The sequence below is a fragment of the Halobacillus sp. 12SKB genome, assembly GCF_052941655.1.
In genome coordinates this window covers 40,113-52,654 of record NZ_JBRFWR010000001.1, presented here as the reverse complement: position 1 = coordinate 52,654, position 12,542 = coordinate 40,113, and the positions used below count along the sequence as shown (strand labels likewise).

The 12,542-nt window shown below is 43.6% G+C and carries 11 protein-coding genes and 1 tRNA gene; 10 read left to right on the top strand and 2 right to left on the bottom strand.

The genetic code is table 11. The features are described 5' to 3' along the window. Positions 1-567 precede the first annotated feature (567 nt). The 7 genes from ACQ4XT_RS00205 to ACQ4XT_RS00175 all read left to right on the top strand — a co-directional run bounded on the left by ACQ4XT_RS00205 (position 568) and on the right by ACQ4XT_RS00175 (position 6,395). Positions 568-641 (top strand) — tRNA-Gly (locus tag ACQ4XT_RS00205). Between the two features lie 131 nt (positions 642-772). After that, positions 773-2,482 (top strand): ABC-ATPase domain-containing protein, encoded by a 1,710-nt coding sequence (locus ACQ4XT_RS00200; protein ID WP_446851993.1) that lies wholly within the window; start codon positions 773-775, stop codon positions 2,480-2,482. Between the two features lie 17 nt (positions 2,483-2,499). After that, positions 2,500-3,633: a tRNA epoxyqueuosine(34) reductase QueG gene (gene queG / locus ACQ4XT_RS00195; RefSeq protein ID WP_446851992.1), complete on the top strand. Its 1,134-nt coding sequence runs from the start codon at positions 2,500-2,502 to the stop codon at positions 3,631-3,633. A 71-nt stretch (positions 3,634-3,704) separates the two neighbouring features. Next, positions 3,705-4,253 (top strand): methylated-DNA--[protein]-cysteine S-methyltransferase, encoded by a 549-nt coding sequence (locus ACQ4XT_RS00190; RefSeq protein ID WP_446851991.1) that lies wholly within the window; start codon positions 3,705-3,707, stop codon positions 4,251-4,253. A gap of 84 nt (positions 4,254-4,337) precedes the next feature. Next, positions 4,338-5,207 carry an amidase domain-containing protein gene (locus ACQ4XT_RS00185; RefSeq protein ID WP_446851990.1) on the top strand — a complete coding sequence of 290 codons (870 nt, stop codon included), beginning with the start codon at positions 4,338-4,340 and terminating at the stop codon, positions 5,205-5,207. A 51-nt stretch (positions 5,208-5,258) separates the two neighbouring features. Continuing rightward, positions 5,259-5,735, top strand: a complete 477-nt coding sequence (gene trmL / locus ACQ4XT_RS00180) for a tRNA (uridine(34)/cytosine(34)/5-carboxymethylaminomethyluridine(34)-2'-O)-methyltransferase TrmL (protein ID WP_446851989.1) — start codon at positions 5,259-5,261, stop codon at positions 5,733-5,735. A gap of 405 nt (positions 5,736-6,140) precedes the next feature. Beyond that, positions 6,141-6,395, top strand: coding sequence for a hypothetical protein (locus ACQ4XT_RS00175; protein WP_146818585.1), 255 nt, complete (start codon positions 6,141-6,143; stop codon positions 6,393-6,395). A gap of 41 nt (positions 6,396-6,436) precedes the next feature. On the opposite strand, the gene lipA is transcribed toward ACQ4XT_RS00175, so the two are convergent. Both lipA and lipM read right to left on the bottom strand, forming a co-directional pair. Beyond that, positions 6,437-7,381: a lipoyl synthase gene (gene lipA, locus ACQ4XT_RS00170; RefSeq protein ID WP_446851988.1), complete on the bottom strand. Its 945-nt coding sequence runs from the start codon at positions 7,379-7,381 to the stop codon at positions 6,437-6,439. A 19-nt stretch (positions 7,382-7,400) separates the two neighbouring features. Continuing rightward, positions 7,401-8,216: an octanoyltransferase LipM gene (gene lipM, locus ACQ4XT_RS00165; protein ID WP_446851987.1), complete on the bottom strand. Its 816-nt coding sequence runs from the start codon at positions 8,214-8,216 to the stop codon at positions 7,401-7,403. A gap of 192 nt (positions 8,217-8,408) precedes the next feature. Between lipM and ACQ4XT_RS00160 the strand changes: the two genes are divergently transcribed. The 3 genes from ACQ4XT_RS00160 to ppx all read left to right on the top strand — a co-directional run bounded on the left by ACQ4XT_RS00160 (position 8,409) and on the right by ppx (position 12,461). Then, positions 8,409-8,588: a hypothetical protein gene (locus tag ACQ4XT_RS00160; RefSeq protein ID WP_446851986.1), complete on the top strand. Its 180-nt coding sequence runs from the start codon at positions 8,409-8,411 to the stop codon at positions 8,586-8,588. A gap of 363 nt (positions 8,589-8,951) precedes the next feature. Beyond that, entirely contained in the window at positions 8,952-10,847 is a 1,896-nt protein-coding gene (prkA, locus tag ACQ4XT_RS00155; RefSeq protein WP_446851985.1) for an ATP-dependent protease PrkA, read from the top strand. Between the two features lie 78 nt (positions 10,848-10,925). Then, complete coding sequence (gene ppx, locus ACQ4XT_RS00150; protein ID WP_446855529.1) at positions 10,926-12,461, top strand: exopolyphosphatase; 1,536 nt, start codon at positions 10,926-10,928, stop codon at positions 12,459-12,461. Positions 12,462-12,542 lie beyond the last annotated feature (81 nt).

Here is a 12,542-nt window from a genome sequence, read left to right as displayed (position 1 = left end):
GTTTACAGCAACATGTTTAGCAGAACCACAGCTAAATGCTTGTTGGGGGTGAAACCTATGGATTCTACTACGTTAGTTGATCTCTTCAAATTGTTCATCGACTCTATTCACTTGATTGCTTTTCTAGTGTTCTCCATGATCTATGTGTATCAGTCTAAGAAAAGTTGAAACACTAAAAATCGTTGATCCGGTTTTTGGAGAGGTATGAATCTTTAATGGTTAACTTTTCTGGAAAGTATATTCGTAAACTTTAGGCTTGGAGGAGAGTGGGAGGGGGAGTAAGAACTACTTATTCCTCCCCGACCCCATCAACATACCAAGACTTCAGGTCAAAGGAATAGTACCGTGAAGAACAAGAGAGGGTTTAGAGACAGCCTTAAATTGGAATAATATATGGAAACATCTATATTAAACTGTTAAAGTTAAGGGGAAGTAAATTTTCGACAAAAAATCGTAAATTTCATGTTGCGTCGCTAGATTTCGAATGTTATGATTACAAATGTAATCGATAAGAGTTGTCCGAACAACTTGGACCTGAGCAAAACAAGAATAATGATTTTAATTTACGCGGGTGTAGTTTAATGGTAAAACCTCAGCCTTCCAAGCTGATGACGAGGGTTCGATTCCCTTCACCCGCTCCAATGCTATTATTTTATACTTATGTGAACCAACGCAGTGTTTCGTTAAATGGGTAACGAAGCATTGCGTTTTTTATTGATGAAAATTGGATAAACCCTATAATAGACCTATTCGTTTGAGGGAGGAATCCAGGATGAAAAAGTTACAACAGCATTTGAAACAAATCGATGGAAAAAGCTATAAAGCCTACAAACAAATTCAAGGGACGTATTCATTCGAGAGATATGATTTGATGATTGATTACGTGCAGGGAGACCCTTTTGCGGCTCCCTCTAAAATCCGTATCCGTATTCCAAATTCCGAACGGAAAATTTCTCTTGAGTGGAAAAAAGATCCTCGCAGGAAATACTATGCAGAGGACAGGATTACGAGAGCAGTTGCGAAAACCATAAATAAGACTCAAACCAGTGTAAAAGGTTCCGGGAAAAGTGGTATGATTGCCATCGATCAACCCGGACAGGAAATTCTGGAACGAACGTCCGTTTCCTTAGAAGCCGAGGATCTGACGGTCTGTCTAACGGTTGGCCTTCCGGCTAATGGGAGGCGGATCAATGGGAAACAAGCAGAAAAGCTTTTCTTTTCCATTCTTCCGGAGATTATGACTCAATCTGTTTTTGCTATAAAAGATAAAGAAATTGAATCGGTCTGCCAACTTGCCGATCAGCATCAAACGATCCTTGATGAGATGAAGAAGAATGATTGGATTTCGTTTGTTGCTGACGGAGCGGTTCTTCCTCGTGAGAGCGGCATTAGTCAAAGACCTATGCAAGACGCTGTCCCTTTTGAAAGCCCCGAATCAAATCGAGTGACGATTGACCTTCCTCACAGGGGTGAGCCGATTACAGGAATGGCCTTGAAGCGGGGAATTGTATTAATCGTCGGAGGCGGTTATCATGGTAAAAGTACCCTGTTGAATGCCATGGAGCGTGGCGTGTATCCTCATATTGAAGGGGATGGCCGGGAGTATGTGCTGACAGATCCTTCTGCTGTGAAAGTGAGAGCGGAAGATGGCCGTCAAGTATCCACAGTCGACATCTCTCCCTTCATTAAAAACCTTCCACATGGAACAGATACGACAAGGTTTTCAACGGAGAATGCCAGTGGTAGTACGTCACAAGCTGCGAATGTCATTGAAGCTCTTGAGGCTGGTGCCTCGAGCTTGCTGATTGATGAAGATACGAGTGCCACAAACTTCATGATCAGGGATGAGCGTATGCAGGAGCTTGTTGTGAAAGAGAAAGAACCAATCACCCCGTTCATCGATAAAATTAAACAGATGCGCGATGAATTAGAAGTTTCTACAATTCTTGTTATGGGCGGTTCTGGGGATTACTTTCAAGTTGCTGATGATGTCATCATGATGGATCAGTATATTCCTCATAATGTTACGGAAAAAGCGAAACAAATCGCAAGTAAGTACCCAAATGGCCGCATGGAATCGAATGATGATGCTTTTGGAGCTGTACCGAAACGTTCCTTCTTACCTCAAAGCTTACAAACTCGTAAAGGAAAGAAAGAAAAGGTTCAGGCCAAAGGAATGCACAAGATTTTGATGGGACGTGAAGACGTCACGTTAGATCATGTAGAACAGCTCGTGGATGCATCTCAAACAAGGTTGATTGCTGATTTGCTGCTACATTTAGATAAAAAAGGTGTGCTGAAGCAAGGGGATTCTCTTCATGAACTACTTGATAAAATTGAACAACAACTGGATCAAGAAGGGCTCGATTCCTTTGCTCCGTTCAAAGACCAGCACCCAGGTGAGTTGGCTAGACCGAGACGTTTTGAAATGGCAGCTACGCTTAACCGGATTCGGACAGCGAAAGTGAAAGATTTAAGATAGAAAGGAGGTGCGTCAGGGTGGATTTTCATCAATTCAAAGAGGAAGTCATTGCATATAGTAAAGAAATTGGAATTGATAAAATCGGGTTTGCTTCTGCTGACGTTTTTGGTGAGTTGAAAGCGCGACTGAAACGTCAGCAGGAACTTGGTTATCAGTCCGGCTTTGAAAAAGGGTCTGTTCAAGAGCGGACGGAGCCCGGCCGGCTGCTTCCCGGTGCTCAATCCATCATCTCCATCGCCCTGGCTTATCCTTCAAAGATGCATGATGCTCCTAAAAGTAAAAAAGGCGAGCGGCGGGGAATCTTCTGCCGCGCTTCCTGGGGACAGGATTATCATGATGTTGTTCGTGATCGCCTTCACCGTTTGGGAGCATATATACAAGAAAAATTCCCAGAGGTGGAATTGAAGTCCATGGTCGACACAGGAGAGCTTTCAGACCGCGCGGTAGCTGAACGGGCGGGCATTGGTTTTAGTGGAAAAAATTGTGCCGTGATCACTCCTGAATTTGGTTCATATGTATATCTTGGAGAGCTGGTCACGAACATTCCGTTTGCTCCGGATGAACCGGTCGATGACAGTTGCGGAGACTGTAACATCTGTGTCGATGCGTGCCCAACAGATGCTCTTGTCCAGGGCGGTCAATTGAATGCCAATCGCTGCATCGCATTTTTAACACAGACGAAGGATTTTTTGCCGGATGAATTCCGGACGAAAATCGGTAACCGTCTTTATGGCTGTGATACGTGCCAGACCGTTTGCCCGAAAAACCGGAAGAAGGATTTTCATAATCATGAAGAATTCGAACCTGATCCGGAAATCGTCAAACCAAAATTGACCCCATTGCTTTCCATTTCGAACCGGCAATTCAAAGATAAATTCGGTTTCATTTCAGGTTCATGGCGAGGGAAAAAGCCAATTCAACGAAACGCCATTCTTGCGCTAGCGCATTACCGTGATGAGACGGCGATTGATGAGCTCATTCGTTTGATGAAGGAAGACCCACGTCCTGTCATTCGTGGAACGGCTGCCTGGGGACTTGGAAAGATTGGAAAACCCGAATGCTACGCAGCCATCGAAGCAGCCATGGAAAGAGAAAAGGACGAACAAGTGCTTTTCGAAATGGAAAAGGGCATTCAATTTCAAGAACAGTAACCAAATGTACCTTTTCAATACAAGAAAGCTTTTGTATAATAGAAAAAACTGTAAAGAAGAAGGGGTTGAATATGAACCATCAATCGTTCTTATACTATGACACTTTCGAAACTCCTTTGGGCCCAATGACTGTACTAGCGAATGATGAAGGCGTCTGCCGAATTGACTATGGTCATTATGAAGACCGGCTCGCTACCTATCAATCTTGGAAAAAAAAGCATTTTCTCAAAGGTGAACTGGTGTATGACCCTGATCACAAATATGTAGCACAAACGAAACAAGAACTTTCGGACTACTTTGAAGGACATAGGAACGAATTTCATGTGCCATTAAACTGCTACGGCACAGACTTTCAACGTCAAGTATGGAGAACGCTTCTCCACCATGTCCCTTACGGGGAGACCAGATCCTATAAGGATATTGCCTCTTCCATGCATGCTCCAAAAGCAATCAGAGCTGTAGGAGGAGCGGTAAACCAAAACCCCTTTTCCATCATTGTCCCCTGCCATCGGATTATCGGAAGTAACGGCAAGTTGGTCGGTTATGCCGGCGGTTTAGATAAAAAACAGAAACTATTGGAATTTGAAAAAGTGCACCAAACCATTAAACAAAACCAATAAAGCAGGCTCCATCAAATGGAGGCTGCTTTTTTGATGTTCATGTCCTTCTTTACTTTTCATAAGATGTAAAAGGAGGGGAGTGGCATGAGTCATACATATCAACTGCAAGTGTATTGGGAAAGAGTCATGGATCGGCTGTTCGAACAGGAGGACCATCATTGGTTAAGAAAAAAAGTAGACGGCATTGAAAGTCGTGGTCAGCGCCTTCAGCGCCTGACCTTTAACATACATCCTTACCACCGAGTCGCTTATGAAGACCAAACGCACATACAGTATCTATTAACCTTATCCCTGCTTATCAAGTCAGGACGATATGCTTTCTTAGAAGAAGGTCACTATCATGGAGATGCGCGGTTTCTGAAAGAAGAGCTAATAAACCACAAAGTAAGGACAGAGATGTTTGGAGGAAACCAAATTTCCAAGCCCTTGCCTATGGATTTTACGGCGGGACAGGATCGGGAACTAGCGCGATTCACTTACAATCGCAGAGAAGCTGTTCGCTACGCTGATCGTTGGTGGGACAGCTACAATCCAGCCTATAGAAGTTTCGATGTGGATTGTACAAATTATGTGTCCCAGTGTATAAGAGCAGGTGGAGCGACACCATGGGGAGCACCGAACCGTACAAGGGGCTGGTGGTATGGAAGTGGAAATTGGAGCTATAGCTGGACGGTCGCGCATGCGCTCCGGTGGTATTTAGGAGGAGCAAGGAAAGGTCTGACAGCAACAGAAGTTTCCTCTGCTGATCAACTTTCACCAGGTGATATCATCTGCTATGACTTTCAGGGAGATGGAAGGTTTGATCACAACACCTTCGTCGTCAAAAAAGACGCCAATGGCATGCCGCTTGTGAATGCTCACACATCCAACAGCCGGCACCGCTATTGGGCGTATGAAGATTCTACAGCCTACACCCCTGATATTCAGTACAAATTTTATAAAATCGACGGGTGAAGAGTATGGTATAATAGCCTAGTTGACTAAGATTAGACTGAGGTGAAACGCATGCCTAACCATATTGTACTCTTTCAACCGGAAATCCCGGCAAATACGGGCAATATCGCCCGCACATGTCTTGCTACAAATTCGGAACTGCACCTGATTCGTCCCCTCGGTTTCTCTACAGACGACAAAATGGTCCGCCGTGCAGGGTTGGATTATTGGCATAAGGTCAATGTGAATTATTATGATTCCATCCAAGAACTTTATGACGCATTTCCTGAAGGGGAATTTTACTATATTGAGAATTTCGGTACGAAATCTTATGTGGATTTTGACTTCAGTGATGTGGAGCAGGATTTGCTGTTCGTGTTCGGACGTGAAAGTGACGGGATTCCTAAAGACCTGTTAGAAGGGTTGGAGGACCGTTGTTTGAGAATACCCATGACTGACCAGGTGAGATCATTGAACTTGTCTAATACGGCTTCCATCATTCTTTTTGAAGCTCTGAGACAACAAGGTCATCCGAATTTAATCAAATGAAGCGGAAAGGCGGCCGGAATGGGCCGTCTTTTTTTCTGCATTCTGCTTTTACGTGGCCAATGTTGATGATACCAATAAACAACACAAAAAAACGCATCCCCTATGGATGCGTTTTTGCGCTTATTTTTTTGGCGTACCTGGTTTTGTGTCATATCCGGCACTGAAGATAGCAGCAAGAAATGCGACACAGACAAGAATGATCAATGTAAGATTCATGAGTGGTCCTCCTTTATGTAGCCAGACAAGCATATTTGATTCATATTATACCCTAATTATGGGTGGATGTGAATTGTTTGTCCAGTTAAATTTATCCTTTGCCTGATGACACATGCCTATACGGCAAGGCGGGCGTTTACATAGAGTGAAGGGTAGGTGAATAACCAAGGATGGATTGGAGGAGCATGAATGAACCATTACCAATATTATTATAATCCGTACCAAATCGAAGAGGATTTCCGTGATGAAGATGAACGTTTCTTCTTTTTAGGGCCTTTTGCTGGCGGGTTGCTCGGTGGTTTCCTGGGTGGAGCTCTTGCGCCAGGTTTTTATGGAGGATTTGGACCCCCGCCTCCGCCACCACCTTACTACGGTGGAGGACCCGGATACGGTGGACCAGGATATGGATATAACCGCCCTCCTTATTACGGAGGGCCATGGTAAAATAGATGCCCCTCATGAACAGATCATGAGGGGCAGTTTTTTTAGAAGTTCGTAGTATCCAGTTCTTCCCCTTGGGATTCGTATCCTTTCATGTACTTGATACGACGCTGGGCAGAAGTGGCATTCACCTGTTCATCTGCATGGTAAGAGGAACGAACCATAGGACCTGCTTCACAGTGTTTAAATCCTTTTTCTAGAGCAATTTCCTTGAGCTCTTCAAATTCATCCGGATGATAGTAACGCTCGACGTTCAAATGCTTTTTCGTCGGCTGAAGATATTGCCCGATTGTCATGATGTCCACGTTATGGGCAAGAAGGTCGTCCATGGCTTCCATGATTTCTTCTTTCGTTTCACCCAAACCGACCATGATGCTTGATTTTGTTGGAGTATTCGGACGGATTTCTTTTACTCGTTTCAACAATTCCAGAGAACGATCATACATTGCTCGTGCACGAACTTTTTTCGTCAGGCGGCGGACGGTTTCAATGTTATGGTTGAAAATATCCGGCTCTCCGTCCATTAATGTGTGTAGACTTTCATAATCCCCTTTCATGTCAGAAGGGAGGATTTCAACGGTACATCCTGGGACACGACGACGGATCGCTTTCACCGTTTCAGCGAAAACAGCTGCACCACCATCATTTAAATCATCACGTGCTACAGCGGTCACAACGACGTGTTTAAGTCCCATGATTTCTACTGAATCAGCGACACGTTCTGGTTCGCCCCAATCTAATTCGTTAGGGAGACCTGTTTTAACCGCACAGAAACGGCATCCTCGTGTACAAGTATCGCCAAGAATCATGAATGTAGCCGTTTTGCGTTCACTCCAGCATTCGTGAATGTTTGGACAACGCGCTTCTTCGCATACGGTGTTGAGTTTTTTATCACGCATCAGCTTTTTCAAGCCAGTGTACGACTTATTCGTATTAATTTTGATTTTCAGCCATTCTGGTTTTCTTATGTACTCTTGATTTTTGGCCAATATGTTCACTCCTTATTTGTTAACGAGCATAGTTCCACTCGTCGGTCTCATAACGTTCTTTTGCAATTTTTTTAACTTCGTCCCATTGTGCTTCAGTTAATTTAAGAGGCTCCAGGTTAATCCCCAGACCTTTTTCAAACCCATTTTTAAAAGCTGTTTTCGTATCTTCGAAAGTTACGGGTTTATCGACGATTTGGTTGATCGCCACAGCTTTGTCTCCGAAGGCTTTTCGAGCGCGTTCTTTAATTCGTTCATTTTTATAGATAAACATATCGAATAGTTTAACATCATCGACATCAATCGGGATGGATCCATGTTGAAGGATAATCCCTTTCTTCCTTGTCTGTGCACTTCCAGCTGCTTTTTTACCTTCGACAATCAATTCATACCACGAAGGTTCTTCAAAGCATACAGCTGACCCTGCAACATCTAATTTTCCTTCAGGAACAGCGAATTCTGCTTGTATGCCAAGGTTTGTGAACCCTTCAAGCAACCCTTTGGATAGAACAAGATACGCTTCTTTTACAGAGTCCGGCATATCCGGATGATTTTCTGAAACTATTACACTATATGTGAGCTCATTGTCATGTAGGACAGCTCGTCCTCCAGTCTGACGGCGAACAAGTTCATACCCATGCTTTTGGACGCCTTCCAAATCAATCTTTCCTTTGACTTTTTGAAAATATCCTACAGATAATCCAGCAGGCTCCCATCCATAAAAGCGGAGTACAGGAGGAATGTCTCCATTGCGGTGCCAATTCATCAAGGCTTCATCCAATGCCATGTTCATCGCAGGGGTGCAATGACCTGAATCGACAAAGTACCATGTTTCCATTTGCAGTCCTTCTTTCTATTGTGTAGCACTTTATCTTATTAAAATATTCGTAACAATTCTAACAAGGGTCTATCATCGTGTCAAAATTTACTAAAAGGGGTTCATTCAACCTTTAGGACTAGTTGCTCATTGCGAAAAAATGGACATACAATATGGTTCTGTTGATTTATAATAAAGGAAGGAGGGATGATCGTGAGCCAAACGTTGATTTCCAGCATTCTTTTCTTAATCAGTGCGGCAATTTGGGCATTATTAGCTATATTTTACGATGATCTCAGGTGGCTTAATTTGTTTCTATTTGTTGCCTTTTTGGTCATGGGATTGTCCAAAAGGCGTAGGTATATCGAGGAAAAAGATTACGAAGAGGACTGACTTTTATGTTGGTCCTCTTTTTTCTGTCATGAATGGACCAGGAAGGCATAGGGTGGATAAGAGGGCTTTTCCCTCACTTTTTAGTTGTCTCTTAAAGCAGGGTTTTGAGTTTGTTTCTTTTAAAGGGTTGTGGTAGCCGAAACCAGAACAGGGTTTTTGCCCTACTTATTCTTTTTTTAGCGGCCGGACACTCGAGACATAAGTCAACCGCCTCCGTGGTGGAAGAACACACCACTGCGCCGTTTGTCTTATGCTAGTCGTGTCTAAGCAGGCCGCTTCCACATTTCTAAATTACACATGTTTTACAGTAGCCAGGCATAGGATGTATTAAAATTCGTCTCTTACGACGGGGGAGGTCGCGAAGTGGACATTTTAAAGAAAATACAAGACCACCGGGAACAAGAAGAAGAACTGAAATGGGAAGGTACATTCTCAGAATATTTGGAATTGCTGAAAGAGCGTCCGTATTTAGCTCAATCCGCCCATTCCCGCGTTTACAATATGATTAAAAGTGCGGGGGTAGCAGAAGAGCACGATCATAAGCGTTACAAGTTTTTCGACGAGGACATCTATGGCTTGGATGAGGCTATGGAGAAGCTTGTAGAAGAATATTTCCACCCTGCAGCAAGAAGGCTGGATGTTAGAAAGCGTATCCTATTACTGATGGGACCTGTCAGTGGTGGTAAGTCAACACTCGTTAATTTACTTAAACGGGGGATGGAGAAGTACACGCATACCGATGAAGGGGCTGTCTTTGCCATTAAGGGTTGTCCGATGCATGAGGACCCTTTACACCTTGTTCCGAGCCATCTGCGTAAGGATTTCCAGGAAGAGTACGGCATCCGTGTTGAGGGAAGTCTATCTCCATTAAATACGATGAGAGTCGAAACAGAGTATGACGGAAGGATTGAAGATGTTTTAGTTGAACGTATCTTCTTCTCAGAGGATAAGCGTACAGGCATTGGTACGTTTAGTCCCTCCGATCCAAAGTCCCAGGATATAGCTGACTTGACCGGTTCTATTGACTTCTCTACGATTGCCCAGTATGGTTCTGAATCAGATCCCAGGGCTTACCGTTTCGATGGAGAATTGAACAAAGCGAACCGTGGAATCATGGAGTTTCAGGAAATGCTGAAGTGTGATGAAAAGTTTTTGTGGCACTTGCTCAGCTTGACGCAGGAAGGAAACTTCAAGGCTGGACGTTTTGCCCTTATTTCTGCAGATGAATTAATCATTGCCCACACGAACGAAGCGGAATATCGTTCTTTCATTGCTAACAAGAAGAATGAGGCCTTGCATTCACGTATGATTGTTATGCCTGTCCCTTATAACTTGAAGGTTAGTCAGGAAGAGCGGATCTATGAAAAGATGATTAGAGAGAGTGACATCAGGGATGTGCACATCGCTCCGCATACACTGAGGGTCGCTGCGATGTTTACGATTCTGACCCGACTGAAAGAGTCGAAAAAAGCTTCTGTCGATGTACTGAAGAAAATGCGTTTGTATGACGGTGAAATTTTAGAAGGATTCAGCGATGTAGATGTGGAAGAGTTGAAGAAAGAGCATGCGGATGAAGGGATGAGCGGCATTGACCCTCGTTATGTGATCAACCGCATTTCCTCTACCATTATTAAGAAAGAGTTGACGTCGATCAACGCACTGGATGTTCTGCGTTCGTTGAAAGATGGACTCGGAAGTCACGCTTCCATTTCCAGTGAAGATAAAGACCGTTATCTTGACTTCATTTCGCTCGCTAGGAAAGAATACGATGAAATTGCGAAGAAAGAAGTGCAGAAAGCCTTTGTCTACTCTTATGAAGAGTCTGCAGTTACATTGATGGATAACTATTTGGATAATGTAGAGGCATATTGCAACAAAGCGAAGCTTAGAGATCCGCTGACAGGGGAAGAACTGAACCCGGATGAGCGCCTCATGCGTTCCATTGAAGAACAGATCGGTGTATCGGAAAACGCGAAGAAAGCGTTCCGTGAAGAGATCTTGATCCGCATTTCTGCTTATGCCAGAAAAGGCAAGAAGTTCGATTATCAGTCTCATGAGCGGTTACGTGAAGCGATTCAGAAGAAATTGTTTGCAGACCTGAAAGATGTAGTGAAAATTACGACGTCCACAAAAACGCCGGATGAGCAGCAGCTTAAGAAAATCAATGAAGTTGTCGCGACTCTCGTCGATGAGCATGGTTACAATTCCAGCTCTGCCAATGAATTATTGAAGTATGTCGGCAGCTTGCTGAATAGATAATAGCAATCCACAGCCGTCCTCTTATTAAGAGGGCGGTTTCTTGTGGTATAATGGCAAAAAATGAAGTGTGGTGGGACGATGGCCAAAAATTATTATGCAATTATTGATGTCGGATCGAACACAATGCGTCTAGTTATTTATTTGAGGGAGAAAGGTGGACGTCTTCGGGAAGTGGAAAATGTGAAAGCTGTTGCCAGGTTGAGGAATCACCTCATGGACGACGGCCTCTTATCAACAGAAGGCATTCAGATCCTTCTGACCACATTGAAAAGCTTCAAGCAAGTCGCAGAGTCTTACCCTTTAGAGGAAATGGTTTGTGTAGCGACCGCCACTATCAGACAAGCACAAAACCAAGCGGAAATCATTCATCAAGTATCTGAACATACAGGGTTTGATATGCGTATTCTTTCGGATCAGGAAGAAGCTTATTATGGTTATCTGGCTGTGGTGAATTCAACGCCTGTGACTGAAGGAATTACGGTAGACATCGGTGGAGGCAGTACTGAAGTTACATATTTCAAGGACAGGAAATTGATTGAATCCCATAGCTTCCCATTCGGAGCGCTGACGCTTAAACAAGATTTCTTTAAAAAAGATCTTCCTACAGAGGAAGAGATGTCGGACCTTCGGCATTATTTGATTGAACAGTTTCAATCTCTCCCTTGGCTGAAGAAAAAAAACGTCCCGTTGATCGGAATTGGGGGAGGGGCGCGTAACCTCGTTCAAATCGATCAAAACTTGAAAGAATATCCGCTCGCTGGCCTGCATCAATATAAAATGAAAGATAGTGACCTGGCATTTATCAAGAACTACCTTTTCACCTTGAATATGAAGAAGTTACAGAAGGTTGAAGGGTTATCGAAGGACCGAGCGGACATCATCCTTCCTGCAACAGAAGTCTTTCATTCTTTGTATGATACTGTCCATGCGTCAGGATTCATCTTAAGCAGGAAAGGATTGCGCGACGGCATTTTCTTCGAGCAGCTGACTAGTGATATGGGGACAGCTCTATTTCCGAACGTGTTAGAGGAGAGCATTCAGGAACTGATCAGTGATTATGAGTTGAATGTAAAACACATTCAGCATGTCCAGCACCTGGCTCATGACTTGTTCCATCAGCTTCACGATTATGGAATCGGCTCCTTGAGGAAAAAAGACTGGCAGGAAGTGAAGAGAGCGAGCTACGTGTTCAATCTCGGTGAATATATTGACAATGAATCAAGCTCCCAGCATACTTTTTATCTGCTTGCAAACCGTACCATTGATGGGCTTATGCATATGGAAAGACTGCGGATGGCTTTAATGGCTTCCTTTAAAAACAAAACCGTATTCAAGCAATTCCTTGCCCCATTCAAACAGTGGTTCTTGAAAGACGAACGGAAAAAGATCCGCCTTCTCGGATCGATGTTGAAGTTTTGTTACAGTCTGGACAGCACTCGAAGACAGACGGTGGAAAAGCTGGAACTATCCAATAATGGGGACGACCTTCGTGTCACTCTCTATTGCACCGGTGCTTACATGCCTGAAGAATATCAAGCAGAGAAGCAGAAAAAACATTTGGAAAAGTCATTGAAGAAGAGTATCGAGCTCTCTTTTGTGGAAAATAAAAAGTAGTCCGTTCCCGGGCTGCTTTTTTTGTCATTCTATTTTTTTGTCTTATTGTTCGACATTTTCAATCAAATTTTTACAAAAAGT

What these genes read in the sequence shown, in the direction of transcription:
- ACQ4XT_RS00200 (WP_446851993.1), top strand. Translation starts at nt 773, where the DNA reads ATGAAAAAGTTACAACAGCATTTGAAACAAATCGATGGAAAAAGCTAT.
- ACQ4XT_RS00190 (WP_446851991.1), top strand. Translation starts at nt 3,705, where the DNA reads ATGAACCATCAATCGTTCTTATACTATGACACTTTCGAAACTCCTTTG.
- ACQ4XT_RS00185 (WP_446851990.1), top strand. Translation starts at nt 4,338, where the DNA reads ATGAGTCATACATATCAACTGCAAGTGTATTGGGAAAGAGTCATGGAT.
- trmL (WP_446851989.1), top strand. Translation starts at nt 5,259, where the DNA reads ATGCCTAACCATATTGTACTCTTTCAACCGGAAATCCCGGCAAATACG.
- ACQ4XT_RS00175 (WP_146818585.1), top strand. Translation starts at nt 6,141, where the DNA reads ATGAACCATTACCAATATTATTATAATCCGTACCAAATCGAAGAGGAT.
- lipM (WP_446851987.1), bottom strand. Translation starts at nt 8,216, where the DNA reads ATGGAAACATGGTACTTTGTCGATTCAGGTCATTGCACCCCTGCGATG.
- ppx (WP_446855529.1), top strand. Translation starts at nt 10,926, where the DNA reads ATGGCCAAAAATTATTATGCAATTATTGATGTCGGATCGAACACAATG.